At 72.2% G+C, this 26,898-nt stretch carries 21 protein-coding genes and 1 pseudogene; 5 read left to right on the top strand and 17 right to left on the bottom strand.

Annotated features, from left to right (window positions below):
* The first annotated feature begins 98 nt into the window (after positions 1 to 98).
* On the top strand, positions 99 to 2,804 hold the full coding sequence (locus tag KQY30_RS16095; RefSeq protein ID WP_217307415.1) for a serine/threonine-protein kinase: 2,706 nt from the start codon (positions 99 to 101) through the stop codon (positions 2,802 to 2,804).
* A gap of 83 nt (positions 2,805 to 2,887) precedes the next feature.
* Here KQY30_RS16095 and KQY30_RS16100 read toward each other — a convergent pair whose 3' ends face one another.
* Positions 2,888 to 4,171, bottom strand: a complete 1,284-nt coding sequence (locus tag KQY30_RS16100) for an adenylosuccinate synthase (protein ID WP_046508536.1) — start codon at positions 4,169 to 4,171, stop codon at positions 2,888 to 2,890.
* Positions 4,172 to 4,462: 291 nt separating this feature from the next.
* Here KQY30_RS16100 and KQY30_RS16105 point away from each other — a divergent pair, with 291 nt between their 5' ends.
* Positions 4,463 to 5,317, top strand: a complete 855-nt coding sequence (locus KQY30_RS16105; protein ID WP_217311095.1) for an acylglycerol kinase family protein — start codon at positions 4,463 to 4,465, stop codon at positions 5,315 to 5,317.
* A gap of 166 nt (positions 5,318 to 5,483) precedes the next feature.
* Here KQY30_RS16105 and KQY30_RS16110 read toward each other — a convergent pair whose 3' ends face one another.
* Positions 5,484 to 6,011, bottom strand: coding sequence for a GbsR/MarR family transcriptional regulator (locus tag KQY30_RS16110; RefSeq protein WP_217311096.1), 528 nt, complete (start codon positions 6,009 to 6,011; stop codon positions 5,484 to 5,486).
* A 216-nt stretch (positions 6,012 to 6,227) separates the two neighbouring features.
* Between KQY30_RS16110 and KQY30_RS16115 the strand changes: the two genes are divergently transcribed.
* Both KQY30_RS16115 and KQY30_RS16120 read left to right on the top strand, forming a co-directional pair.
* Positions 6,228 to 7,256 carry an ABC transporter ATP-binding protein gene (locus KQY30_RS16115; RefSeq protein ID WP_217307416.1) on the top strand — a complete coding sequence of 343 codons (1,029 nt, stop codon included), beginning with the start codon at positions 6,228 to 6,230 and terminating at the stop codon, positions 7,254 to 7,256.
* Positions 7,253 to 8,896: an ABC transporter permease gene (locus tag KQY30_RS16120; protein ID WP_217307417.1), complete on the top strand. Its 1,644-nt coding sequence runs from the start codon at positions 7,253 to 7,255 to the stop codon at positions 8,894 to 8,896. The genes KQY30_RS16115 and KQY30_RS16120 overlap by 4 nt, the downstream gene beginning before the upstream one ends.
* Positions 8,897 to 8,974: 78 nt before the next feature.
* On the opposite strand, the gene KQY30_RS16125 is transcribed toward KQY30_RS16120, so the two are convergent.
* The 15 genes and pseudogenes from KQY30_RS16125 to KQY30_RS16195 form a co-directional block, all read right to left on the bottom strand.
* Complete coding sequence (locus KQY30_RS16125; protein ID WP_217307418.1) at positions 8,975 to 9,508, bottom strand: Uma2 family endonuclease; 534 nt, start codon at positions 9,506 to 9,508, stop codon at positions 8,975 to 8,977.
* A gap of 128 nt (positions 9,509 to 9,636) precedes the next feature.
* A complete protein-coding gene (locus KQY30_RS16130; protein ID WP_079023056.1) occupies positions 9,637 to 10,296 on the bottom strand; it encodes a response regulator transcription factor in 660 nt (219 codons plus the stop codon).
* Entirely contained in the window at positions 10,293 to 11,645 is a 1,353-nt protein-coding gene (locus KQY30_RS16135; protein ID WP_217307419.1) for a sensor histidine kinase, read from the bottom strand. Before KQY30_RS16135 ends, KQY30_RS16130 begins: the two co-directional genes overlap by 4 nt.
* A gap of 144 nt (positions 11,646 to 11,789) precedes the next feature.
* The gene (locus KQY30_RS16140) at positions 11,790 to 12,674 is read right to left on the bottom strand and encodes an alpha/beta hydrolase (protein WP_217307420.1); all 885 of its coding nucleotides are present in this window, start codon (positions 12,672 to 12,674) and stop codon (positions 11,790 to 11,792) included.
* Between the two features lie 75 nt (positions 12,675 to 12,749).
* Complete coding sequence (kynU, locus tag KQY30_RS16145; RefSeq protein ID WP_254407155.1) at positions 12,750 to 14,090, bottom strand: kynureninase; 1,341 nt, start codon at positions 14,088 to 14,090, stop codon at positions 12,750 to 12,752.
* A gap of 22 nt (positions 14,091 to 14,112) precedes the next feature.
* Positions 14,113 to 14,958: a tryptophan 2,3-dioxygenase family protein gene (locus tag KQY30_RS16150; protein ID WP_046497214.1), complete on the bottom strand. Its 846-nt coding sequence runs from the start codon at positions 14,956 to 14,958 to the stop codon at positions 14,113 to 14,115.
* 133 nt (positions 14,959 to 15,091) lie between these two features.
* Positions 15,092 to 16,024, bottom strand: a complete 933-nt coding sequence (locus tag KQY30_RS16155; protein WP_217307422.1) for a DUF3152 domain-containing protein — start codon at positions 16,022 to 16,024, stop codon at positions 15,092 to 15,094.
* Positions 16,025 to 16,288: 264 nt separating this feature from the next.
* Positions 16,289 to 16,701 (bottom strand): annotated as a pseudogene (locus tag KQY30_RS16160) (DUF3151 domain-containing protein).
* A gap of 35 nt (positions 16,702 to 16,736) precedes the next feature.
* Entirely contained in the window at positions 16,737 to 18,245 is a 1,509-nt protein-coding gene (locus KQY30_RS16165) for an MFS transporter (protein ID WP_217307423.1), read from the bottom strand.
* 178 nt (positions 18,246 to 18,423) lie between these two features.
* Positions 18,424 to 19,455, bottom strand: coding sequence for a class II fructose-bisphosphate aldolase (gene fbaA / locus KQY30_RS16170; RefSeq protein WP_217307424.1), 1,032 nt, complete (start codon positions 19,453 to 19,455; stop codon positions 18,424 to 18,426).
* A gap of 306 nt (positions 19,456 to 19,761) precedes the next feature.
* On the bottom strand, positions 19,762 to 20,301 hold the full coding sequence (gene pyrE / locus KQY30_RS16175) for an orotate phosphoribosyltransferase (protein WP_217307425.1): 540 nt from the start codon (positions 20,299 to 20,301) through the stop codon (positions 19,762 to 19,764).
* A gap of 191 nt (positions 20,302 to 20,492) precedes the next feature.
* Positions 20,493 to 21,287: an aldose 1-epimerase gene (locus tag KQY30_RS16180; RefSeq protein WP_217307426.1), complete on the bottom strand. Its 795-nt coding sequence runs from the start codon at positions 21,285 to 21,287 to the stop codon at positions 20,493 to 20,495.
* A 9-nt stretch (positions 21,288 to 21,296) separates the two neighbouring features.
* Positions 21,297 to 22,580, bottom strand: a complete 1,284-nt coding sequence (locus KQY30_RS16185; protein WP_217307427.1) for an SRPBCC domain-containing protein — start codon at positions 22,578 to 22,580, stop codon at positions 21,297 to 21,299.
* 66 nt (positions 22,581 to 22,646) lie between these two features.
* Positions 22,647 to 24,245: a polyamine aminopropyltransferase gene (locus KQY30_RS16190; RefSeq protein WP_217307428.1), complete on the bottom strand. Its 1,599-nt coding sequence runs from the start codon at positions 24,243 to 24,245 to the stop codon at positions 22,647 to 22,649.
* A 54-nt stretch (positions 24,246 to 24,299) separates the two neighbouring features.
* Positions 24,300 to 24,818 (bottom strand): DUF2617 family protein, encoded by a 519-nt coding sequence (locus KQY30_RS16195; RefSeq protein WP_217307429.1) that lies wholly within the window; start codon positions 24,816 to 24,818, stop codon positions 24,300 to 24,302.
* A gap of 827 nt (positions 24,819 to 25,645) precedes the next feature.
* Between KQY30_RS16195 and KQY30_RS16200 the strand changes: the two genes are divergently transcribed.
* Positions 25,646 to 26,794, top strand: coding sequence for a pyridoxal phosphate-dependent aminotransferase (locus KQY30_RS16200; protein WP_254407156.1), 1,149 nt, complete (start codon positions 25,646 to 25,648; stop codon positions 26,792 to 26,794).
* Positions 26,795 to 26,898: the final 104 nt, after the last annotated feature.

The raw sequence follows: 26,898 nt of genomic DNA on the forward strand, positions 1-26,898 counted from the left end.
ACACCCGGCAAGTCCCTTCGCCTCATGCGAGATGATCCAGGCCGGACACCGGACCGGACGTACGACGTACGGGGAGTACGAGGAGGGGCCGCACGGCCATGGAGAAGCTGGTAGCAGGAGATCCGCAACGCATCGGCGCCTACCGGCTGCTGGCACGGCTCGGCGCGGGCGGCATGGGCCGGGTCTATCTGGCGCGCTCGGACCGGGGCCGTACGGTCGCGGTCAAGCTCGTACGGCGGGAACTGGCCGAACAGGAGGAGTTCCGCAACCGGTTCCGGCAGGAGGTCGCGGCGGCGCGGCGGGTCGGCGGCGCGTGGACGGCGCCGGTGCTCGACGCGGACACGGAGGCGCCGGTGCCGTGGCTGGCGACGGGTTACGTGGCGGGGCCGACGCTCCAGTCGATCGTGTCCGGCGGGCACGGTCCGCTGCCGGAGCGTTCCGTACGGATACTCGCCTCGGGGCTCGCGCACGCGCTCCAGGACATCCACGCGGCCGGACTCATCCATCGCGACCTCAAGCCGTCGAACGTGCTGGTGACGATCGAGGGGCCGCGCGTCATCGACTTCGGGATCGCCCGCGCACTGGAGACGGTCACGGCGGAGGGGCTGACGCGGACGGGCTCGCTGGTCGGGTCGCCCGGCTTCATGGCGCCGGAGCAGGTACGCGGGGACCGGGTGACGGCGGCGTGCGACGTGTTCTGCCTGGGCTCGGTGCTGGCGTACGCGGCTACGGGACGGCTGCCGTTCGGCGGGGCGGACAGTGGCGCGCACGCGCTGATGTACCGGATCGCGCAGGAGGCGCCGGACCTGTCGGGGCTGCCGGAGCAGCTCGCGATCCTGGTGCACGCCTGCCTCCAGAAGGACCCGGCCGCGCGGCCGACCACGCGGGACATCCTGGCCCGCGTCGGCGAGGCGGCGGACGCGGGCGCGGGCCCGGGCGGCGAACCCTGGCTGCCGGGCGGCCTGCTGGCACAACTGGGCCAGCACGCGGTGCGGTTGCTGGAGTACGAGGACCCGACGGGCCAGATACGGACCCCGGAGCTGCGGGTGCCGCCGGGGGCGGCGGGTGCGGTGCCGGGGGCGGGTTCGGGGGTCGCGCCGGGAGCGGCCGGGTCCGCTGCGGGCTCGTTGCAGCAGGGTGCGAAGGCGGCTGCTGCTGCGGGGGCTGCGGCGCAGGCCGCAGCAGCCGGGCGGGGTCCGACAACGCAGCCTGTTGCGGCCGCGGCAAAGGCGCAGGCGGCGCAGGTGCCCGCGGCGACCCTGGAGAAGACACCGACGGGGCCGCCTGCCGCGCCGAAGGCACAGGCGGGTACGGGGGCGGGAGCAAACACCGGCGGACTGCCTGCTGAGCCTCAGGCACAGCAACAGCAGCAACAGCCTCAGGCGCACCCGGCACCGGGGGGCCGGCCTCAGGCGCAGCCGGGACTCGTACCGCAGGTGCCGGCCCAGGGCCAGGCAGCACCGGGGCAGCCGCCCCAGGCACAGAAACAGCTTCGTCCAGAGCCGGCGGCGCAACAGCAGCCGCAAGCACCGGCACCGGCACCGGCACCGGGCCAACCGAAGCCCCAGGGACAGGGCCAGACTCAACCGCAGGCCCAGATCCCGGGCCAACAAGGCGGGGTCCAGGGCCAGGCGCAACCGCAAGCACTTGCACAGGCACAGGCATTGGCACCGGGTCAGCCACAGCCCGCGGGCCAGGCTCAGGCCCCGTCGCAGCCGCAGGCTCAGGCCCAGCAGCAAGCGCCAGTCCCCGGTCAACCGCAGCCGCAGCCGCAGCCGCAACACCAGGGCGAGCACGCACCCCAGGGCCAGGCCGGGCCGCAAACGCTCCCTCTGGCCCGGGTACCGGGCCAAGTGCCGCACCAGCCTCAGGCCGAGGGTCACGGCCAACCCGTGCCGCCGTCACAACCGCACGGCCAAGGCCAGGCGCAGCCCCACGGCCGGCCGCCCCTGCCCGCACCCGCGTCGGCCACCCACGCCCCGCCCACCGTGCTCAACGCCGCCGCAGCGGCCGTACCGGCGGCGCCCCAGCCCGGCGCGCACCCGGCCCCCCTGCCCGTACCGCAGCCGCCTCACCCGTACCGCGGCCACCCTCAGTCCCAACCGCGGCCCTACGGCCAGTACAGCCCCGTCGGCCCCGCGAACCCCGCCCGTCCCGCCGGCCCCTTCGGGCCCACCCCGCCGTACGGTCCGGCCCCCGTGCCCGCCCCGGACCAGCCGTCCCGGCGCAGTGCCCGCGGTACCGCCGCGCTCATCGTCGTCGCGCTGATCGTCGCGATCGGGGCGGGCGGGTCCGTGTACGCCTTCATGAACGGCGGCAGCACGCAGGACGACGGGCGGGCCGGGGCCAGTGCCTCCCCCGGCCCCAAGGCCCCCGCGGACAGCACGCCCGGCTCCAGCCCGTCCGCGTCACCCACCGACACCGACACGGCGGACGCCGGCGCCGTACCCGAGGAGTACCTCGGGACCTGGTCCGGAGGGCTGGAGACCGCAGCCGGGTACAGCACCCGGCTGCTGGTCATCCGGCAGGGCGAGGTCGGCGGGACGGTTCTCTCCCTCACCGCGGACGGCCCGGCGCAGGACGGCGGGAAGTACCACTGCGTCTTCGAGGCGCCGCTCGCCGCCGCCCCGGAGCCCGGCACCCCGCTCCGTATAGGCCCCTCCAAGGTCGCCGAGGGGGAGCCGATGTCGTCCTGCACCCCGGGGAAGCCGACCGAGCTGACCATCGGGCCGGACGGCAGCCTCCACCGGGAGTCGAAGGGCGGGGAATCCCTCACGTACGCCAGGACCAACGAGAGCGGCTGACCGGCCAGGTTCGCGGACTGGGCCGGGCCGCCCGGCCCGGCCCGCGAACCCGCTCCACCTCGCGCCCTCTACAGGGACAAGCCCTACAGGAACGAGTTGATCTGGATCGTCTCCGTACGCCCCGGACCGACCCCGATCGCCGACACCGGCGCCCCCGACATCTCCTCCAGCGCCTTCACATACCCCTGCGCGTTCTTCGGCAGGTCGGAGAAGGACTTCGCCGTCGTGATGTCCTCCGACCACCCCGGCAGGTATTCGTACACCGGCTTCGCGTGGTGGAAGTCCGTCTGGCTGTACGGCAGTTCCTCGACCCGCCGGCCGTCGATCTCGTACGCCACACAGACCGGGATCCGCTCCCAGCCGGTCAGGACGTCCAGCTTGGTGAGGAAGAAGTCGGTCAGACCGTTGACCCGGGTCGCGTACCGCGCGATCACCGCGTCGAACCAGCCGCAGCGCCGGTCGCGCCCCGTCGTGACACCGCGCTCGCCGCCGATCCGGCGCAGCGCCTCGCCGTCGTCGTCGAACAGCTCGGTCGGGAAAGGACCGGCGCCGACCCGGGTCGTGTAGGCCTTGAGGATGCCGATGACGCGGCTGATCCTGGTCGGCCCCACACCCGTGCCCGTGCAGGCGCCGCCCGCCGTCGGGTTGGACGAGGTGACGAAGGGGTACGTGCCGTGGTCCACGTCGAGAAGCGTCCCCTGGCCGCCCTCGAAGAGGACGACCTTGCCCTCGTCGATGGCGTTGTTGAGCACCAGGGTAGTGTCGGAGACGTAGGGCTTGAGCTGGTCGGCGTAGGTCAGCAGCTCCTCGACGATCTTGCCGGATTCGATGGCACGCCGGTTGTAGAGCTTGGCGAGGATCTGGTTCTTGAAGTCGAGAGCCGCGTCCACCTTCTGGGTCAGGATCGACTCGTCGTACAGGTCCTGGACCCGGATACCGACGCGGTTGATCTTGTCGGCGTAGGTGGGACCGATGCCCCGTCCCGTCGTACCGATCTTCCGCGAACCGAGGAACCGTTCCGTCACCTTGTCAATAGTGGTGTGGTACGAGGTGATGAGATGAGCGTTACCGCTGATCAGGAGCTTCGACGTATCGACACCACGCTCGTTGAGCCCGCTCAGCTCGGAGAGCAGGACGGCCGGGTCGACCACCACTCCGTTACCGATCACCGGGACACATCCCGGGGAGAGGATTCCGGAAGGGAGGAGATGCAGTGCGTACTTCTGGTCGCCCACGACGACCGTGTGACCGGCGTTGTTGCCACCCTGATAGCGCACGACATAGTCCACGGATCCACCGAGCAGATCGGTGGCCTTTCCCTTGCCTTCGTCACCCCACTGAGCACCGAGCAGCACAAGTGCGGGCACAGGCGTACACCCCTTCCGGGCGGGGCATGTCCAAGGTCGGGGGCCGCGCACGCCGTCCATGCGGCTCGTGCTCATGTACGCCGTACGACATCGCACCACGCTGTAGCCACTGAAACCGCTGTACCGCTGTACGACTGCTTGCACTGCCGTACCGCTTGTATGACTGTACGAGCTTGTACGACCGTACGAGTCAGCCCTGACCGTCGAACCGGTGCCCCGGAATAGACGAAGCCCCTGGCGCAATAGCGCAAGGGGCTCTTGCACAAAGATGCTACCCGAGGAAGGACCGAGCTGTTGGCTCCAGAGCCCGCCGAGAACGGCGCGCAGCAGCTTCTGGTGGTCATCGACCCGGTCGCCGGCAGAGCCGACGGCGAATCGGTGCGGATCGCGAAGGACGTGCTCAGCGCGGGCGCCGCGGTGAAGATCTGCTTCCCCGACGGCCCCGAGGAGTTCGCGCGGGCGCTGGCCAGACGCGGGAACAGACGGCCGGTGGTGGTGGGCGACGACCGCGCGCTGCTGCGTACGGTCTCGCTGCTGCACCGCGAGCGGGAGCTGGCCTCCGGGGCACTGTCGGTGGTGCCGGTGGGGGCCGCCGTGGATCTGGCGCGGTCGCTGGGCGTCCCGACGGGCGCGGTGGCGGCCGCGCGCGCCGTGCTGGACGGGGTGGTGCGCCGGCTCGATCTGCTGGTCGACGACAGCGACGGGGTGGTGCTGGGCGATCTGCGGATCCCGGCGCTGCCCGTGCTGCCCGCGCCCGGCACGGGGGCGGCTCCGGTGGCCGCGTCGGTGTGGCACGCGTGCCGTTCGCTGGTACGGACGCTCGTACGGCCTGTTCCGCAGGCGCTCGCGGCGCATTCGCACCGGCTGCGGGTGGAGGCGGACGGGGTCGTGCTGAACGATCTGGACGAGCCGGTCGAGGGCGTCACGGTGCGGTCGTGCGGAGGGCGCGCGGAGGTCGTGATCCGTACGTGCGCGTCGCCGGAGCCGGTCCGGGCGAAGGCTCTGTCGGTGACGGTGTCGGGGGCGGACTTCCGCTACCGGGCGGACGCCCGGGTGGCGGGGCCGGTACGGACACGGACGTGGACGCTGCGGCCGGACGCGTGGGAACTGACGCTGCCGAGCGGCGCGGCACGGGCACGTCCGTAGGGCGGGGCCCGGACCGCGGGCCGGAGCGGGAGACCGGGGCCGCGGCCGGGGCTGGAGGCTTACGGCGGTCCGGCGGGGCGTGTGATGGTCCAGTGGCCCGGCGGTCCGGTGGGGCGTGCGACGGTCCGGCGTGGTCCGGTGGTCCGGTCCGGTGGGCGTACGGACGTCAGGCCGGCGGGAGCGCTCCGTCCGGCTCCGCCGGGTGCAGCCTCTCCTGCTGGATCCGCCACCGGTCCATCAGGGACCCGAGTTCGTTGTGGAGGAACTCGAAGAACTCCCTCGTCTCCGCGACCCGCGCCCCCGCCGGGGTGTCCGCGCCGAGCGATTCGACCCCGGCCCGCAGGGTGTTCTCCCAGCGGATCAGCACCGAGTCCCGGCTGGCGAAGGTGGCGTACCAGAGCTGGTGGTGGAGCCGGTAGCGGTCGCGGCGCGAACCTGGGTCGCGCTCCCTGCTGACCATGCCGACCTGGCTGAGATAGCGGATCGCCCCGGACACCGCGGCCGGACTGATGCTGAGCCGCTCGCTCAGCTCGGCGGAGGTCATGCTCGCGTCGTCCGAGGTGAGCAGCGCCGTGAAGACCCGGGACGCGGTGCGCTGCATTCCGGCCTCGGTCATGTCGGCCGCGAAGCGCTCGACGAAGCGGGAGACGGCCTCCTCGTTCCGTTGCGGGCCGGGCCCGCTCGCACCGCCCATAGCGCCTCGCTCGCCCGTACCGCCCGCACCACCGCGCTCAGCCGCAGCGCCGCGCTCAGCCGCACCACTCGTACCGCCCATGTCACGGCTCCCGCTGTCCATCGCCCCACCGTCTCCCTGCTCGGATCCGCCCCGGTCACTTCCCGATCTTAACGCGACCCCTTTTGACGCTTTCTTAACTTCACAAGTTTGTGAAAGTAGCGTACGTTCCGAAGCATGACGAAGGCAATCACGGTCGCCGGACTGCACAAGTCGTTCGGCCGGACACACGCGCTGGACGGCCTCGACCTGACCGTCGAGACCGGCGAGGTCCATGGCTTCCTCGGCCCCAACGGAGCGGGCAAGTCCACCACCATCCGGGTCCTGCTCGGACTCCTGCGCGCCGACTCCGGCGCGGCACAGCTCCTCGGCCGGGACCCGTGGAAGGACGCGGTCGAACTGCACCGGCGCGTGGCCTACGTACCCGGCGATGTGACGCTGTGGCGGAACCTCTCCGGAGGGGAGGTCATCGACCTGTACGGGCGGCTGCGCGGCGGCCTCGACCCGGCGCGGCGGGCCGAGCTGGTCGAGCGCTTCGAACTCGACCCGACCAAGAAGGGGCGTACGTACTCCAAGGGCAACCGGCAGAAGGTCGCCCTGGTCGCCGCGTTCGCCTCGGACGTCGATCTGCTGATCCTGGACGAGCCGACCTCCGGGCTCGACCCGCTGATGGAGGAGGTCTTCCAGCGGTGCGTCGAGGAGGAGCGCGACCGGGGCAGGACCGTGCTGCTCTCCAGCCATGTGCTGAGCGAGGTGGAGGCGCTCTGCGACCGGGTGAGCATCATCCGCAAGGGCGTGACCGTGGAGTCGGGTTCGCTGGCGGAACTGCGGCATCTCACCCGTACGAGCGTAAGCGCGGAACTCGTCGGCGCGCCCGACGGGCTGGCCGGGCTGCCCGGCGTCCATGACCTGGCCGCGCAGTCGGTCGAAGGGGGCCGGGGCCACCGGGTCAGGCTCCAGGTCGACACCGAGCATCTGGACGCGGTGCTGCGCTCGCTCTCCGCCTCCGGGATCCGCTCGCTGACCAGCACGCCGCCGACTCTCGAAGAGCTGTTCCTGCGCCACTACGCCGCCGACGGCAGCGGCCCGGCCGATGCCCCGGATACGACCGGTCCCGGAACCGGTCGCGGAGCCGGTCGTGGAGCGGACAGCACCGGCGCGTCCGGCGGCGGAGCGGACGGCAGCGACGCGGCGGTGGCCCGATGACCGCCACCACCGTCGGCGCCCCGGCCGCACGCTCCGTACGCTCCCGCCATCTCGCCGGCACCGGGCCGCTGCTGCGGCTCGCGCTGCGCCGCGACCGGGTCATGATGCCGGTGTGGGTGCTGGTCATCGGCGCTTCGTACATGTCCGTCGCGCAGTCCTTCGCCGCGCTGTACGACACGGCCGCCAAGCGGGCGGATGTCGTCCGGTCCACGGCGAGCAACAGTTCGCTGCGTGCTCTCTACGGTCCCGTCTTCAGCGACTCCCTCGGCGGGCTGGCGACCTGGCGCATGATCGGCTTCGGGGGCGCCTTCGCGGCCGTGATGAGCCTGATCATCGTCATCCGGCACACCCGCGAGGAAGAGGAGACCGGCCGTCAGGAGATGCTCTCCTCGGCGATGGTCGGGCGGCGGGCGCCGCTGACCGGCGCGCTGCTGGCGGCGCTGACCGCGAACGGAGCGCTGGCGCTGCTGGTCACCGCGGTGATGGCCACGTACGCGCGGGGCGAGGGCGAGAGCGGCGCCGGGCAGTTCGCCGGTTCGCTGGCGGTCGGGCTGGCCACGGCGGGCGTCGGCATGCTCTTCGCCTGCACCGCCGCCATCGCCGCGCAGATCACCGAGAACGCGCGGCTGGCGAAGGGAATGACGGCCGCGGTCATCGGCGCCGCGTTCGTCCTCAAGGCCGCGGGCGACTCGGCGTCCGCCGACGGCTCGTCCGTCCTGACCTGGCTGTCCCCGCTCGGCTGGGCCGAGAACGTCCGGGCGTTCGCCGGCGAACGGTGGTGGGTGCTGCTGATCCTGCTGGCCGCGATCGGCGTCCAGGCCGTCATCGCGTACACCCTGGCGGGACGGCGTGACATCGGGATGAGCTTCCTGCCCGCGCGGCCGGGCCCGGCGCACGGTCGGCTGGGCACGGCGGACGCGCTCGCCTGGCGGCTCCAGCGGGGCGGTGTCCTCGGCTGGGGAGCGGGGTTCCTGGTGGCCGGGCTGATCTTCGGCGGTCTCACCGACGGCGCCGCCGACCTGGTCGGCGGCAACGAGCAGACCAGGGAGATCTTCGAGCGCATGGGCGGCCGGCAGGGTCTGACGGACTCGTTCCTGGCCGCGATGACCGGCATGCTCGGTATGGTCGCGGCGCTGTACGTGGTCGCCTCGGTGCTCCGGCTGTACGGCGAGGAGACCGGCCAGCGCGCGGAACCGGTACTGGCGGGCGCGGTCGGCCGGCTCCGCTGGGCGGCGGGCCACCTGGTGATCGCATTCGGCGGCGCGGCCCTGATCATGCTGCTGGGCGGTCTCGGCCTGTTCCTGGGCTACGGCCACCGCCTCCCGGGCATCCTCGGCGCCTCGCTCGTCCAGCTCCCCGCGATCTGGGTGGTGGGCGGACTGGCGGTCCTGCTGTACGGCCTGTACCCGAAGGCGGCCGCAGCGGCTTGGGGGGTCGCGGGCCTCATCCTGGCCCTGGGCTGGATCGGCCCGGCGGTGAACCTCCCCCGGCCGGTCATGAACCTCTCCCCCTTCACCCACCTCCCCAAGCTCCCGGGCGCGGACATGACCTGGCCCCCGGCCCTGATCCTGACGGCGGTGGCGGCGGCGCTTGTAGCGGCGGGCCTGGGGGGCCTGAGCCGCCGGGACATGCTGACGTAGACCGGACCGTACGCGTACGACACCGGCCCGCTTTGCCCACAGCCTGTGGACGAAGCGGGCCGCCGCGTCGGGCGCGCGTCAGCGCACGAATCCCTTCAGCTCTTCAGTGTCGAGTCCGATGCCGACGGGATCGGGGAGCAGCACCTTCACGCCGAAGTCCATCACATGCCGATCGCGGTAGCCGTCCGCCGCGGGATCACTGTGCACGGTCACCGTGCCGTGGTCGCGGTCGATCAGCAGGTGAACCGGGATCCCTGCGGCAGCGTAGGCAGCGAGATTCTCCGTGTGATGCCGCCGATCGATCTCGGAGCCGGTCTCGTACGAGGCGATCTCGGCCGCCATCAGCACTCCTGCCCGGCCCTCGCGGTCCGCCCCGACCAGCAGCCCCAGCTCGCCGCCCGCGTACAACCGCAGTTCAGTCCGGACCTGCGTACAGCGTTGTCTCAGCCACGTGGTGATCTCTTTGCAGTCGGCGTCCGTCGTGGCCTTGAAGCAGATCTGTCCGCCCAGAAACTCCAGCTCGACGGTGTCTGACACCTTGTCGACCAGCTTGGCGATCTTCTCGAACTCCTCGACCGACATCTGAGCCGCGCGCTCTGCCGCACCGGTCATCGTGCACCTCCTGTCAGGCGGAGGCCAGCGTGACAGGTCCCCGGACGGCCACGGCCGCATAAGCCGAACCGATCACTCGTGCGAGCGATCAAATGACCAGTACTCGCCATGCGCCCCGGGCGGGCCGATCAGCCCGGTGTCACCAGGCGTGCCTCGTACGCGAAGACCGCCGCCTGCGTACGGTCGCGGAGGCCCAGTTTCACCAGGATGCGGCTCACATGGGTTTTGATCGTGGACTCCGCCACCACGAGGTGTTCGGCGATCTCCGCGTTGGACAGGCCCTGCGCGATGAGGACCAGGACCTCCGTCTCGCGTTCGGTGAGGTCGCCGACGCGGGCCATGGCCGGGGCGCGCGGGGTTTCGGAGAGTTTGGAGAACTCCGTGATCAGACGGCGGGTGACGGTGGGGGCCAGGAGCGCTTCGCCGGAGGCGACCACCCGTACGCCGTCCGCGAGCTGGCGGGCCGAGGCGTCCTTGAGGAGGAAGCCCGAGGCACCCGCGCGGAGCGCCTGGTAGACGTACTCGTCGAGGTCGAAGGTGGTCAGTACCAGCACCTTCGCGTCCGCGTCCGCCGCCACGATCTCGCGCGTGGCCTCGATGCCGTTCAGCTCCGGCATCCGGATGTCCATCAGGACGACATCGGGGCGCAGCGCCGTGACCTGGCCGATCGCCTCGCGGCCGTTCACGGCCTCCCCGACGACCTCGATGTCCGGCATCGCGTTCAGCAGGACCGAGAAGCCCTCGCGGACCATCACCTGGTCGTCGACGATCAGCACTCGAATCGTCACGCCGCGTCCCCTTCCCGCTCGCGCCCCACGCCGCCCGCGCCGCCCGCGCCGCCTTCGGCGTCCCGCCCGTCCCGTTCCGCCGCCGCGACCGGTATGAAGGCCACGACCTCGTATCCGCCGTCCTCGGTGGGTTCCGCGGTCATCTCCCCGCTCAGCATGGCCACCCGTTCCCGCATCCCGGTGATGCCGTGCCCGGCCCCGGGCGACGGCTTGACCAGGCCCCGCGGCGCGGTGTTGACGATGCGCAGGCCCAGCCCGCCCAGTACGTACGCGATCTCGACCCGCGCGGTCGACCCCGGCGCGTGCCGCAGCGCGTTGCTCAGCGCCTCCTGCACGATGCGGTACGCCGACAGTTCGACGCCCGGCGGCAGCTCACGTACCGCCCCGGTGACCGTCTTCTCCACGGTCAGACCGGCCTCCCCCACATTCGCCAGCAGCCCGTCGAGATCGGCGAGAGTGGGCTGCGGGGCGTCGGGGGCCTGGTAGTCCGCCGCCCGTACGACCCCGAGCACCCGGCGCAGTTCGGTCAGCGCCGCGACCGCGTTCTCCCGGATCGTGACAAAGGCCTGCTCCAGCTCGGGCGGCGGGTTCTCCACCCGGTACGGGGCGGCCTCGGCCTGGATCGCGACCACCGACATATGGTGCGCGACCACATCGTGCAGCTCGCGGGCGATGGTGGTGCGCTCCTCCAGGAGCGTGCGCCGGTCGCGTTCGACCGCGGTGACGCTCTGCTGCGCCGCCACCTCCTGCTCCGCCTTCCTGCGCACCTGGAGCAGGCTCACGGTCAGCAGGACGAGCGCGGAGACGAAGAGCATGGGGACACCCGAGGAGCTGTACCCGTACGGCGTGAGGAGCACCTCGGAGAACAGCACGTACGCGGCCGTCATCACCCAGAGCCAGGCGGCGGTGCGCGGGCGGGTACGGGCCGCCACCACCGTCATCACGATCAGATAGGCGGCGAAGGCGCTGGGCTCCCAGGGCCAGTCGCGCCACCCCACGACACTCAGCGCCGCGGACAGCACCAGCGCCAGCCACCAGGCCCCGACCGGCCTGGTCAGGGTCAGCAGCACCGGTACGACGGGCAGCAGGCGGAACAGGGAGCCGCCGTCGGCGAAGCCGATGAACAGCACCAGCAGCGCCGCGGCCACGATGACGGCGTGCGGGGTCCGGGCCGCGTACTCGCGTATCCGGCCCGGCAGCCGGCGGGTGAGCGGGCCGTCCGTCCGCATGGGGGCCAGCGGGCGGTAGGCGAAGGCATCGTGGAAGAGGTCCTGGCGCAGGCTCCTGATCGCTCCCGCGGCCAGGCGGAACTCCGGGCTCCGGGCCTTCCCGGTATCTGTCTGGGTCACGCTGCCACGGTAGGGGGAGTGCGGGGACGGGGTCGTCACCACGGAAGCGGATCCTCGGCCGTCCGTCCCAGGTACTACACGGGTCGGCACTGGGCGGGTCCGGGCACTACGCGGGCCCGGGCCACCGCGCGGGGCCCGCGCGCTTCACCACGCGAGCTGTGCGATCTCCTCCGCCACCACCGCGCACGCGTCCGCCTTCGGGTCGATCAGCGGGAAGTGGCCGACGTCCTCCAGCAGCGTCAGGCCGACCGTTTCGCCCGCCCTCGCCGCCGCGGCCACATACTCCTCGGCGACGGTGTACGGCACGGTCAGATCCGTACGGCCCTGCACCACCGCCGTCGCGATCCCCGTCGGCAGCAGCGCCGCCGGGTCCGCGCTCTCCCTGCGGCGCTTGAACTCCTCCTCGCCGCCCAGCAGTTGCTGAATCGCTCCGCCGCACACGTCCAGCTCCACGGCCCGCAGCAGATCCGCGATCGGCGCCAGCGCGACGACCCCGCGCAGCGGCGGCGGTTCCGGCAGCCGCCAGGGCGAGCCCGCCGGCAGCACATGCCGGGCCGACGCCCACAGCGCGAGATGCCCGCCCGCCGAGTGCCCGGTCACCACGGTCCGCCGGGCATCCGCGCGCGGCAGCGCGTCCGCGACCAGCGCGGGCAGCGCGTCCATCGCCGCCGCCACATCATCGAACGTCTCCGGCCACCGCCCCGCCACCGGAGCGCCGTCGCCCTGCTGCGGGACCGCGGGGCCCCGCCGGTACTCGACATTGGCGACGGCGAAGCCGCGGCGGGCCAGGAAGTCCGCGAAGGGCGTCAGATGCCCGCGGTCGTACGGCGCCCGCCAGGCACCGCCGTGCAGGACGACGACCAGCGGCACCCGCTCCTGGTCGCCCCGGGGCGCGTAGAAGTCGATCACCTGATCAGGGTGGTCACCGTACGCGGCGGTGGTATCGGGCCGGACGACCGGATGGGCCAGGACCGACTCGGTCTCTGCGGCGTCACGCGCGAGGGCATCGGGCGCGGCGGGGTCCGGCATCTTGCGCCAACCTTTCGGTACGGGGGCCGAATTGACCTGATCAGCGGGGACGGTATCAGCCCTGAAGGGGGTCGATCACACCCCGCGTCCCGGTCCGGCCACCGCCCCGGCGCCCGGGCCGCCGGGAAGGCCCGCCGAGATCCCGCCCGGCACCCCCGGCGAGGTCCCGGGCGCCACCTCCCGCAGCACCTCCCCGAGCACCCGCGCGGCTCGTTCCGCATCGGCGAAACCGATGTACAACGGGGTGAAACCGAAGCGCAGCACGTCCGGCCTGCGCAGATCGCCGACGATCCCGCGCGCGATGAGCGTCTCCATCACGGCGGGCGCCTCGGCGCAGCGGAGGGCGACCTGACTGGCGCGTTCCGTATGCGCCGCCGGGGTCAGCGAGGCGACCCGGCCCGGCGGCGCGTACGCCTCGACGCACTCCAGGAAGAAGTCGGTGAGCGCCAGGCTCTTCGCGCGCACCGCCTCCATCCGTACCCCGGCCCACACGTCGAGGGCCGCCTCCAGCGCCAGCATGGAGAGGATGTCGGGGGTGCCGACCCGGCCCCGTACCGCGCCCTCCGCCGGCGTGAAGTCCGCGGCCATCGCGAACGGATCGGTGTGCGCGTTCCAGCCGGGCAGCGGGGAGTCGAAGCGGGCCTGGTGGCGCTCGGCGACATAGAGGAAGGCGGGCGAACCGGGCCCGCCGTTCAGATACTTGTACGTGCAGCCCACCGCGAGATCCACGCCGTGCTCGTCCAGACCGACCGGCAGCGCGCCCGCGCTGTGGCACAGATCCCAGACGGCGAGCGCCCCGGCCTCGTGCACGGCGGCGGTGATCCCGGGCAGGTCGTGGAGCCGTCCCGTACGGAAGTCCGCGTGGTTGACCAGCGCCACCGCCGTACGCGGCCCGAGCGCGCCGGCCAGCTCCGCCGGGGCGACGGGCACGATCCGGCTGCCCGTCATCCGGGCCGCGGACCGGGCGATATAGCCGTCCGTGGGGAAGGTCGTGGCGTCGACGAGGATCTCGTCCCGGCCGGGGCCCGCGAGGCGGGCGCCCGCCACCACGGCCTTGAAGACATTGACGCTGGTGGAGTCGCCGACCACGATCCGGCCCGGCGCGGCGCCGACGAGCGGCGCGATGCGGTCGCCGATCCGCTCGGGCGCCTCCCACCAGCCGCTCTCGGTCCAAGAGCGGATGCGCAGCTCGCCCCACTCGCGGGCGACGACGTCCTGGAGGCGCTCGGGGACATGGCGGGGGAGAGCGCCGAGCGAATTGCCGTCGAGATAGACGACACCGTCCGTGAGGGCGAACAGCTCGCGGCGGCCGGCGAGTTCGTCGGCGGCGTCGAGCGCGGCGGCGCGCAGCGCGAGGGGCCGTGACTCCTCCGGCGATTCCGGCGATCCGGACGTGGCGGCCGGCGACTCGGACACGGCTCGGCCTTCTTCCAGCGACTCAGACATGGCTGCGCGCCGTCCACAGCTCGGGGAACACGTTCTTCGCGGCCCGTTTCTCCAGCCAGGCGACGCCCGCCGACCCGCCCGTCCCGGTCTTGGACCCCATCGCACGCCGGGTCGCCACGAGATGGTCGTTGCGCCAGCGCCACACCAGTTCACCGACGTCCGTCAGCGCCTCGCCGAGCCGGATCAGTTCGCTGTGCTGGTCGCGGTCCGCGTAGATCCCGGCCCAGATCTCCTCGACCGCGGGCGACGGCTCGTACCGCGCCGACAGATCCCGTCCGAGCACCTCGGGCGGCACCGGCAGCCCGCGCCGGGCGAGCAGCCGCAGGACCTCGTCGTACAGGCTCGGCTCCTGGAGCGCCTTCTCCAGCTCGGCGTGCACGCGCGGGGCGCCACGGTGCGGTACGAGCATCGACGCCGACTTCTCGCCGAGCAGGAACTCCATCCGCCGGTACATCGCCGACTGGAATCCGGAGCCCTCGCCGAGGGCGCCGCGGTACGAGTTGAACTGCGCGGGGGTGAGCTGGGCGAGCGGGCGCCAGGAGGCGTTGAGCGCGTCCAGCTCCCGTACGGAACGCTTGAGGGCGTCGACCGCCGGGCGCGTACGGTCCTCGCGCAGCGCGCGGGACGCGGTCTCCCACTCGTGGACGATGACGGTGAACCACAGCTCCATGACCTGCGTGGTGACGAGGAACACCATCTCGCCGGGGTCGTCGGAGCGGGGGTGCTGGAGGTGGGTGAGGACGTCGGCCTGGACGTAGTCCTCGTACGGGGTGGTCCCGGCGAAGTCGAGGTTCGGGGCTTCCGAACCGGCTTCGGGGGTATCGGGGGCGTGCGACATCTCTGTCTCCTCGACATGTGCTCCGGGTAGCGGTCCGCCCCTTCCGTGTTGGTTACGGAGCCCCGGTCCCCTGTGGGCATCATAAGCCGGTACCGGCGTGGGAGGCGGGGTCGAGGCGGGCCCGGACCGGGGCTCAGACCCTGGGTCCGTCGATGTACGTCCCGTGCTCGTCGTACGGCCACGCGTTGGACACACAGCCGTCCAGACCCTTGATCTGCTGCATCATGACCGGCGCGGGACGGCCGGGGCCCGAGCAGCCCAGATGGTGGTGGATGCCGATCTCATGGCCGACCTCGTGGTTGATGACGAGGTGGCGGTATTCGGCGGGAGGACCGTCGAAGGTGGGCGAGCCGAGGAGCCAGCGGCGCAGATTGACCACGACCCCGTCGGTGGTCTCGCAGTTCAGCTCGCCGTGGGTGTTGAGGCCCTCGGCGAGGCAGAGCGCGTCGGCGGTGGCGGGGGTGGCGATACGGATCACGAAGTCGGCGTCGGCCTTCGAGGAGACGAGCTGGAAGGAGCCGCGGCCGTGGGCGGCCCAGCCGCGCGGGTGGGCGAGTATCGCCTCTATCTCGGCGGCGGCGGCCTTCGCGGATATGTCGACGCCCTTCTCGACCTGGACGCGGTAGCGGCGCAGTGGACCGGAACCGACCCGGCGCCCTTGCGCCTGCGCGGTGGTGAAGGTCCCGGGCCCGGAGGCGGGGACACGGGGCGGGGAGCTGCTGGGGGACGGGGAGCGGCTGGGTGACGAGGACGGCGACGGGGACGACGGCGACGGGGAGCGCTCCGGAGGCGTCGGCGCGCTGGGACTCTTCGGAGGCGCCGTCGTGCTGGAACTCTCCGGGGGCCGCAGGCCGCGCACGTCAGCGGTCTCGGCGGCCCCTCCGGTACTGGCTTCGCCCCCGTCCCCCGACCGCAACGCGAACGCGGCACCGCCGAGGACGACCACGAGGACCAGGCCGAACCCGCCGAGGGCGAGCGGACTGAGCGAACGCCGACGGCTGCCTCGGCTCGTGCCTCGGCCGGTGCGTCCGCTGGTGTCTCGACGACTGGTGGCGCGCTTGCCCAAGACGGGACTTCTCCCTGGTGAGACCGGTGTACCGGATACGAACGGTGGTAGCGGCGGGACCAGGTCGTACAAGTGCGTCGTACGGAGTCGTGTACAGGTCGTCGTACAGACCGAAGGCCCGCGCCCTGGCAGACGGGCGGGGCCTTCGAAAGGTTGCGTGCTGCACCGAATTACTTGACCCGGGGGTGCGGCCCGGCGCGGGCGCCCCAGCCTCGGGTTCGGGCTCAGCCTTGGGCTTGGGCTTGGGTTCGGGTTCGGGTTCGCTCAGCCCAGCGTGTCGGCCGCCAGCGGCGAGGAGTCCCGCAGAAACGTCGAGCAGCGCTCGTACTCGTCCTGCTCCCCGATCGCCTGCGCGGCCCGCCCGAGCGCGTGCAGCGCCCGCAGGAACCCGCGGTTCGGCTCGTGCTCCCAGGGCACCGGACCGTGCCCCTTCCACCCGCTCCGCCGCAGGGCGTCGAGCCCCCGGTGGTAACCGGTCCTGGCGTACGCGTACGACTCGACGACCCGCCCGGCCTCGAACGCCCCATCGGCAAGCTGTGCCCAAGCCAGCGACGACGCCGGATACTTGGCGGCGACCTCGTCGGCCGGCGTTCCCTGGGCGAGCAGCTCCCGCGGCTCCGGATCATCGGGCAGATGAGTGGGGGCGGTCCCCCCAGAAGGTTTCCATGGATGGCCATACGTACAGTCTGCCTTGCCCCGGCCCGCGCCCCGCTCACGGGACATCCGGTTTTCCGTCCGCCGCCGGGCGGTCCGTGGGGCCGCGGTCCCCGGGCACCTGGTCCCGGGCCGGCCGTACCGCCTCGGGTTCCAGGGGCGGGGCCGCCAGGCCGCAGTGGACCTTGCATTCCGGCTGTTCGCCGGTGGGTTTCGGGGTACGGATCGTCACCGCCGCGATCAGGGCGCCGACCACCAGGATGCCCGCGCACAGCGGCATCGCGCGGTCGAAGCTGGCGCCGAACTGGGCGGCCGAGCGGTACGCCTCCGGGCCGAGGCCCGTCAGCAGGGGGAGGGCCGCGACCGCGATGAGGCCGGCCGCGCGGGCCGCCGCGTTGTTGATGCCGCTGGCGAGGCCCGCCCGCGCGGTGTCCACGGACGCCAGGACCGTCGCTGTCAGCGGCGCGACGAGCGTCACCATGCCCAGCCCCATCACCAGCAGCGCGGGCAGCACATCCGCCAGATACGACGACCCCTGGCCCACCCGCAGCATCAGCAGCATGCCCCCGGCGCACAGCAGCGGCCCCACCGTCAGCGGGAGCCGCGGTCCCGTCTTCTCCCCCAGCTCGCCCGACCGTGCCGAGAGCAGCAGCATCAGGATCGTCGTCGGCAGCAGCGCCGCCCCCGCGCCCAGCGCCGAGTAGCCGACCACCACCTGGAGCTGGAGCGCGGCGAGGAAAAAGAAGCCGCCGAACGCCGCGTACACGCACAGCGTCACCAGATTCACCGCGGTGAACAGCCGGGACCGGAAGATCGACGGCGGCAGCATCGGTTCCGGGCGGCGTCGCTCGACCATGACGAAGGCCACGGCGACCACCACCCCGGCCAGCCCCGCCCAGACCGTCTCGCCGATCAGCGCGTACGTGATCAGCGCCAGTGCCACCGCCCCGAGCACCGCGCCCAGCACATCGAACCGCCCGTGCGCCGCCGGGGCCCTGGTCTCCGGTACATGCCGCAGCGCCACCGGCGTACAGATCGCGGCCAGCGGCACATTCAGCAGGAACACCCAGCGCCAGCCCGGGCCGTCGACGAGCCAGCCGCCGACGAACGGCCCGATCGCCGCCCCCACCCCGCCCAGCCCGGACCACAGTCCCACGGCCCGCGCCCGGTCGTCCGGATGGAAGCTGGCCTGGATGATCGCCAGCGATCCGGGGACGAGCAGCGCCCCGCCGATGCCCTGCAACGCCCGAGCGGTGATCAGCACCTCGGCGTTCGGCGCGACTCCGCAGAGCAGCGAGCCCAGTGCGAACCAGACCACCCCGAGTACGAAGATCTTCCGCCGCCCGTACCGGTCGCCGAGCGACCCGCCCAGCAGGATCAGCCCGGCCAGCGTGACCAGATAGGCGTTGACGGTCCACTGGAGGGACGCCAGATCCGCGTTGAGCGACCTCCCGATGTGCGGCAGCGCCACATTGACGACGGTCGAGTCGAGCAGAGCCATGCTCGAACCCAGCACCGTCGTCAGAATGATCCAGCGGCCCGTGGCCGAGGACAGCCTGATTTCCATACGGGGATCATCCCTCGCCCCCGCGCCAGCGGGCGACCCGGCCACCGGCACCGGACCGGACCGGTGCGGTGCGGTCTGGTCTGGTCCGACGACATGGCTCGGGCCCGGCACCGCGTACCGTACGTACGAGATGCCGGGCCCGGCGCCCGAAGACGCGAACCGCGCGGAACCAGCGGAACTACTTGAGCTTCGTGCCCGTCGACCGCAGCGCCGCACAGGCCTCCGTGACCCGCTTCGCCATGCCCGCCTCGGCCAGCTTGCCCCAGGTCCGCGGGTCATAGGTCTTCTTCGAACCGACCTCGCCGTCGACCTTCAGCACACCGTCGTAGTTGGTGAACATGTGCGCCGCGACCGGACGCGTAAAGGCGTACTGGGTGTCCGTGTCCAGGTTCATCTTCACGACACCGTTCTCCAGCGCCGTGGCGATCTCCTCGGCCGAGGAGCCCGAGCCGCCGTGGAAAACGAAGTCGAACGGCTGGCTGCCCGCGGCCCTCTCGTACTTGGAGGCCACGCCCTCCTGGAGGTCCTTGAGCAGCTCGGGACGGAGCACCACATTGCCCGGCTTGTAGACACCGTGGACATTGCCGAAGGACGCGGCCAGCAGATAGCGGCCCTTCTCGCCCAGCCCGAGCGCCTCGGCCGTGCGCAGCGCGTCCTCGACGGTCGTGTACAGCTCGTCATTGATCTCGTGGCTGACGCCGTCCTCCTCGCCGCCGGTCGGAGTGATCTCGACCTCAAGGATGATCTTGGCGGCGGCGGCCTTGGCGAGCAGCTCCTCGCCGATGGCCAGGTTGTCGGCCAGCGTCTCCGCGGAGCCGTCCCACATATGCGACTGGAAGAGGGGGTCGCGACCGGCCCGTACCCGCTCGGCGGAGATGTCGAGCAGCGGACGGACATAGCCGTCGAGCTTGTCCTTGGGACAGTGGTCGGTGTGCAGCGCGACCGTGATGTCGTACTTCGCCGCGACCACATGCGCGAACTCGGCGAGGGCGACCGCGCCGGTCACCATGTCCTTGTTGTACTGACCGCCCAGGAACTCCGCACCACCAGTGGACATCTGGATGATGCCGTCGCTCTCGGCCTCCGCGAAGCCGCGCAGCGCAGCGTGCAGGGTCTGGGACGAGGTCACATTGATGGCCGGGTAGGCGAACTTGCCTGCCTTCGCCCGGTCGAGCATCTCGGCGTAGACCTCGGGGGTTGCGATGGGCATCGGGCCGCTCCTTGTGATGTGCGGGTGTGAGGTGCTTGTCCCTGACTGGGGTCCCTGACCTGGGGGCGACGTCATCGTCGACTCCATCCTTCCAGACTCCCGCACGGGCTCCACTCGGAGCACCACCCTGGCGGCTCCTGTCTGGGCCACCGGACAACGGCAGTGGCCCTGGCTGTTTCACGTGAAACAGCCAGGGCCACACCAAATGCCCAGCTCAGAGTTGCTGTACGGACGCCGTACGGGCAGCCGGCCGGCCGGGGAGACCGCCGAGGCGGGGTACGTCCCGGGCGTCCCGGCGTCCCCGACTCAGGCCAGACCCAGTTCATCCAGCCCATAGACAGGGAGATACGGAAGTCCCGCCTCGGCGATGGCCGGAGCCGCCCCCCGCTCCACGATGACCGCCACCGCGACCACCTCGCCGCCGGCTTCCCGTACGGCCTCGACGGCCGTCAGCGGCGAGCCGCCCGTGGTGGAGGTGTCCTCGACGACCAGACAGCGGCGGCCCTTCACCTCCGTACCCTCGATCCGGCGCTGAAGACCGTGCGCCTTCTGTGCCTTGCGGACGACAAACGCGTCCAGGCGCCGGCCCCGGGCGGCGGAGGCGTGCAGCATCGCGGTGGCCACCGGGTCGGCACCCAGGGTCAGCCCGCCGACGCAGTCGAAGTCCAGCTCGGCGGTGGCGTCGAGCATGACCTGACCGACCAGCGGCGCGGCATGACCGTCCAGGGTGATCCGGCGCAGATCGATGTACCAGTCGGCCTCACGGCCCGAGGAGAGGGTCACCCGGCCGTGGACCACGGCCTTGTCCTTGATCAGTTGCAGCAGCTCAGCCCGTGCGTCAGTCATGGCCCCGAGCTTATGCGCTGCGCGCGGCCGGCCCGGATGCCGTCCCCGGGACCGGACCCCGCCGCCTGTGCTCGGCCCGGGGCCAGGTCGGCGCCGTACGCCGTGCCCGGCCCGGGGCTAGGTCCGCGCCGTACGCCGTACGCGGCCTGGGGCCAGGTCGGCGCCGTGCGCCCCGCATCGCGAGGCCGTGCTCAGAGCCGCCGCCAGGTCCAGTTCGCGGTGATCTCCAGCGGTTCCACGGGGGTGACCAGCCGGGGCAGGGTGTTGAGCCCGTTCGGCGGGCCCGACTGGGGCTCCACACAGACCGCCTCGGCCTGCTCGTCGTACACCACGACCCACTCCGCCCGGCTCGTGACCTTCAGCTCCAGTTCGCCGGGCCAGGTCAGGGTCACCGCCACGCCGTCGGGCATCCCGAAGCAGTCGTCCCAGGGGCCGGGGCTCGGCGGGACCCGGCGGCCGGTGGGCAGATGGTCGGCGCCGCGCTCCTCCTGCCAGGCCGGGGCGAAGTCGATACCTGCCTTACTGCCGTTGAGGGTGCGCAGGAACCAGGGGTGCCAGCCGGCCTGCGCCGGGAAGGACGTGTCGTACGTCTCCACCCCCAGCGCGAGCGACAGCGAGTCCTCGGTCAGCTCGAAGGTCTGGGTGACCCGCCCGCTGTACGGCCAGGGGTCGACGAGGTCGTACGTGAACGCCGCCTCGCCGGCGCCCGCCCGGGCCGTGCGCCAGGCCGTGTCCCGGCCGGTGCCATGGATCGCGTGCGGCGGGGAGTTGAGGGGCATCTGATGGACCACGCCGCCGTTGCGGAACTGCCCGTGCTCGATGCGCCCGCACCACGGCACCATCGGGAAACAGCCGTACCGTGCGCCCTGGCGCAGCAGTTCGGTCCCGCCGATCCGCAGACTGCCGATCCGGCAGCCATTCGCCGGGTTGATGGTCAACTCGGCGTCGCCCGCCGCCAGTCGGATGCTCTCTTCGCTGCTACTCACACCCCGACACTACTTGCGGCGGCGCAGTGCGCGGCCCACCACCACGGCGGAGGCGAGCGCCAGCGCGGCGGCCGGCGCGACCCAGCGCAGGGTGGCCCCCGCGCTGCCGGAGTCGGGCGCGGGCACGGGGGCGTACCGGCCGCGCGGCGGCGCGTGGTCGACCTCTTCGGCACTGCGGCCGATCATGGTGCGGCGGGCGTGGGCGGCTTCGGCGGGCGGTTCGCCCTGGATGAGGAAGTCGCCTTCGCCGGAGATGGTCTCGCCGTCGAGGGGGGACGAGGGGAGGTCGACCTCGAAGGCGGAGACGTCGAGTTCGTCGTCGTCCAGCTCATCGTCCAACTCGGCGTCGTCCAGGTCGTCTTCATCGAAATCGTCGGCGTCGAGGCGGTCGGCGTCGATGTCGTCGGCGTCGAGATCGCCGTCGCGCTCACCGGTGGGACCGACGGGCTGGTCAGTAGAGCCGCCGGCCTCGCCGGTGTCCTCAGCCTCGATGTCCTCGGCCCCGGACTCGGCTCCGGACTCCTCGGCCCCGGTCCCCTCGGCCCCGGTCCCCTCGGCCCGGGTCTCCTCGGGCTCCGCCCCAGCCTCGCTCTCCGGTACGGCGTCCGCAGCCGGAGGCCGGCCCGAAGCCGCCGCAGCCGCCGACCCACCCGAAGCCTCCACGGCCCCGGCGATCCCGCCCGCCTCACCCGCCTCACCCGAATCCGAGCCCTCGGCCTGCCGGGCTGCCTCAGCCTGCTCAGCCGCCTCGCCCTGCCCGGCCGCCTCAGCCCGCTCGACCGACTCAGCCGCCTCGGCCTGCTTGACCGACTCAGCCGACTCAGCCTGCTCAGCCGACTCGCCCGTCCCAGCCCCCAGGCCCAGCTCCGCCGCCACCTCCCCCAGCCCCGCCGCCAGCCGGTCCAGAAGCCGGTGTGCCGCCGCCGTCACCGCTTCGGCGGGCAGGTCCGCCAGCCGGCCGTCCACGCTCGATCCGCCGGTGAACGTCAGCGCCGTACCGCCCGGTGCCGCGGCGAGCCGGAGCGTGAGCGTCAGCTTCGCCGCACCGGTGCCCCGGGCCTCGGTGCCCTCGCCCTCGGCGGTGAAGACCCCGTCCCGTTCGGCCAGTGTCAGCGTGCCGCGGTAGGTGATCGTATGGCCGCCGGCACGGACCTTGAGCCGGCCCGAGAGCGGGCCCGCCGACGCGTCGGCGTCCTGCTGGAAGCCCGGAACACAGCGGGCCACCCGCGCGGGGTCCCGCAGCGTCTGCCGGAGGGCCTCTGCCGCCACCGGAACGAATACCTCATGCTCCATGGAAACCGAGCCTACTCAGCCCAGGCCCCCGAGGCGGCCTTCTTGCCCGGGCGGATTCACCCCCGCTCACTCCGTGTACCGCGGGTGCACCAGCGTCGACGGCGGCAGGTCCGGTATGCGCGTGCGCTCCACCCCTCTCGCGCCCGCCGCCAGCAGGGGAGTCCCCAGGGACCGCAGCCTGGGCGCGTCCTCCGCCAGACCGAGATCCGGGCGGGCGCCCAGCCGGGCCAGCGCGAACCCCCAGTCGGACAGCGCCGGGGTGCCGTCCTTCACCCGGTCGGGCCCCGCGGCGAACCCGGACGGCGGGCCCGTCGCGCTGTACGGAGCGGTGCCGAAGCCGGCCGCGCGCAGCGTCGCGTCGACCGTCCAGTACGTACGCGGCTGGGTCGTCGGCGATCCCGCGTGCACCGCCAGCCGCCCGTCCTCCGCGAGCACCCGGGTCGTCAGGCAGTAGAACTCCTCCGAATACAGCTTGGTGCTGGCCGTGATCCCCGGGTTCGGCAGGTCCGAGATCACCACGTCGTACGTACGCTCCGGCCCGGCCCGCAGCCAGGTGAACGCGTCCGCGTAGACCGTACGCAGCCGTGGATCGTCGAACGCGTGCCCGTTCAGCGCGGCCAGCGCGGGGTCCTCCCGGGCCAGCCGGACCACGCCCGGGTCCAGCTCGACGACGGTGACCACCCGCACGTCCCCGTACTTCAGGACCTCGCGCGCGGCCAGCCCGTCACCCCCGCCCAGGATCAGCACGCGCCGGTGGCGCCCGCGCATGGCGGGGTGCACCAGCGCCTCGTGGTAGCGGTACTCGTCGCGCCCGCTGACCCGGAGCCGCCCGTCCACATAGAGGTCCAGCGGCCCGTCCCGCCCGCCGGTGAGCACGACCTCCTGGACGTCCGTGTGTACGGCGACCCGCACCCGGTCCCCGTACACCGCGCGGCGGGCCGCCCGCTCGAAGTCGTCGACCAGTACGGCCGCGGTGGCCAGCACCGACAGGACCAGCACATTCGCCCCCACCAGCAGCCAGCGCGAGCGCGGGCTCAGATCGCGCCGGAAGAGCCAGAGGACCAGCGCGCCGCCCGCCACCGCGTTGACCCCGCCGGTCAGCAGCGCGCCCGTGAGCTGTCCCAGCCAGGGCAGCAGCAGGAACGGGAAGGCCAGCCCGCCGACGAGCGCCCCCACATAGTCGGCCGCGAACAGATCGGCGACCGTCCCCTCCGCGTCCTGCCGGGAGAACCGCTGTATGAGCGTCATCAGCAGCGGGATCTCGGCGCCGATGAGGATGCCGATGGCCAGCGAGAAGCCCACCAGGGCATACCGCGACTCGCCCACCCACACGAAGCTTCCGTACAGCACGAGCGCCGAGCAGCCGCCCAGCAGCGCGAGCGCCGCTTCCAGCAGCCCGAATCCGACCGCCGCCCGGCAGCGCAGCCGCTTGGCGAGCAGCGAGCCGACCCCCATCGCGAAGACCATCACGGAGAGGACGACGGAGGCCTGGGTGACGGAGTCCCCGATGAGATACGAGGCGAGCGCCACCAGCTCCAGCTCGTACACCAGTCCGCAGGCGGCGCAGATGAAGACCACGGCGAGAATCAGGAAGCGCCCGGCATCCGGCCGCACGGGCAGCCGTGTCGCACCCTGGGGCGGCGAGGACGCGGTCTGCTGGATCATGTCCGTAACGCTACGTCACGAATTCATTGCGGTTTGTCACCCACACGGGTGTAACTAGAGCATCGCAGGCATACGGGCGCCGACCCGTGTGCGGGTCACCACGAGCTGCCCCTCCTGGGGGTAGGCGTGCCAGGTACGCCAGTGGACCTGGCCTTCGTCGCGCTGCGCCAGCATCGCGGTGAAGGCGTACGGCGCGCCGGGGAAGATGCCCGCGAGCCCGTTGGGATGGTCCGCGACCAGCGCGAGCAGCTCCTGCGCGCGCCCCGCGAACGAGCCGTGCGAGAGGGTCTCGACGCGCGCCGCGAATTCGTACTCCCAGTCCCCGAGCCGTTTGGAGACACCGAGGGGTAACGGGGTGCTGCTGCCCGGGATACAGGCGACGGTCTCCGAGCAGACGCCGCGCTCCTCCTCGAGAAGCACCTGGTGGGAGGCGCCGAGGAGTCTGAGCTGGACTCCGGCGCCGTCGAGTTCGAGATCGAGGACGGCCAGGGCGGGGAGTGGCTCCCGGCCCAGCGCCCAGGCCAGATCGGCGGCGCGGGAGTCGGTGTAGGCCGTATTGAGATGGGTGAGCATGGGCAGGCTCCGCAAACACGCTTGACGGGTGGACCGGGGACGACCCCGACGATGAGCGAGGGAACCTGTGGGGGGAGATCGCCGGCTCGACTCCGCGGGAGTTCCGAGGCTGGAAGCTCTCATCAGTGAGGGAATCACGAAGTACGCCATGCTCACAGCGTTTTTACCCAACTTGACGGGGTTTTCCATCCCCTCGGGGGCTCTACAGTTCAACTGTTCAACGAAAGCGACGAAGACCGGTGGAGAAGGGCTCGCGATCGGTCAACACGGAGATGCCCGGCGGGAGTTCACTCCCACCGGGCATCGACGGCACCGCGGACCAGCTACCCCGTGTTAGCTGCCTCCGCCGCCGCATCCCCCGCCACCACCGCACGAGGAGCCCCCTCCGCAGGAGGAGGAGTCACCGCCTCCGCACCCGCTCGACGCGGAGCCGCCCCCGGCCCACCAACTCCCGTCGGAGCGACGCTTCCTGGTCCTCGTCGAGGCACCGCGGGCGGCACGGCCCCTGCTCGCGTTGCGCGACATGCGGGAGAGGCGCTTCGCACGCGCCTTGTCCCGGTTGCCCACGCTCGACACCAGCCCGACCAGCGCGATCGCCACCATGATCACAACGACCGCGATTCCCAAACCTGTCATCGATCTCACCGCTTTCCGTTCCCCCGAAGCGAGGCCGTCCGCGCCCCGTCGCCCGGCCGCCCTCGCACTCATCCCGCCGCGTCCCGCGCTCACTTGTCCGTGAACGCGGCGCGTGACTGGGGTGTCCCCCCGGCCTCGGCGGCCCAAAGCTGACTTGAGCAACTCCAGAGGTTCGGCACAGGATGACCGGCATGACCAAAGAATGGCTCGGCGGAACGACGATCTTCGCGGAGATGTCGGCGCTGGCGGTGCGGACCGGAGCGATCAACCTCGGCCAGGGGTTCCCCGACACCGACGGCCCGGAGTCGGTGCGGGAGGCGGCGGTACGGGCGCTGCGCGACGGCCGCGGCAACCAGTACCCGCCCGGGCCCGGCGTCCCCGAGCTGCGCGCCGCGATCAGCGACCACCAGCAGCGCTTCCACGGCCTCTCCTACGACCCCGGCACCGAGGTCCTGGTCACGGCGGGCGCCACCGAGGCGATCGCCGCCGCGCTGCTGGCGCTGGTCGGCACCGGTGACGAGGTGATCGCGCTGGAGCCGTACTACGACTCGTACGCCGCCTGTATCGGCATGGCGGGCGGCACCCGCGTACCGGTCACCCTGCGGCCCCGCGACGGCGCGTACCACCTGGACCTGGACGAACTGCGCGCCGCCGTCACCGGCCGCACCCGGCTGATCCTCCTCAACACCCCGCACAACCCCACCGGCACGGTCCTCGGCCGCGAGGAGCTGACGGCCATCGCCGAACTCGCCGTCGAGCGCGATCTGCTGGTCGTCACGGACGAGGTGTACGAGCATCTCGTCTTCGACGGCGAACACATCCCGATCGCGACCCTCCCCGGCATGCGCGAACGCACCCTGACGATCGGCTCCGCCGGCAAGACGTTCTCCTTCACCGGCTGGAAGGTGGGGTGGGTGACGGGAACGCCGGAGCTGGTGACGGCGGTGCGCTCCGCGAAGCAGTTCCTGACCTATGTGGCGTCGGGGCCGTTCCAGTACGCGATCGCGGAGGCGCTGCGGCTGCCGGACAGCTACTTCGAGGGGGTACGCGCCGATCTGCGGGCCAAGCGCGATGTGCTCTCGGCGGGGCTGACGGCGGCCGGTTTCGACGTCTACCGCCCGGCCGGCACGTACTTCGTGACGACCGACATCCGCCCCCTCGGCGAAACCGACGGCTTCGCCTTCTGCCGCGGCCTGCCGGCCCGCTGCGGCGTGGTGGCGGTCCCGAACGCGGTCTTCTACGACCACCACGAGGAGGGCGCGCCCTTCGTACGCTTCGCGTTCTGCAAGCGCACGGATGTGCTGGTGGAGGCGGCGGCGCGGCTGAAGACGCTGGCGTAGCGGTACGCCCGTACACGCGCTCCGTACACGCGCACGGGCATGGACAAAGCCCGGCCGGGACCGTGATCAGTTGATCGCGGCCCCACCGGGCTTCTGTCGTTCCG

It is taken from the genome of Streptomyces sp. GMY02, from assembly GCF_019056675.1.
GTDB classification, from domain to species: domain Bacteria; phylum Actinomycetota; class Actinomycetes; order Streptomycetales; family Streptomycetaceae; genus Streptomyces; species Streptomyces odonnellii.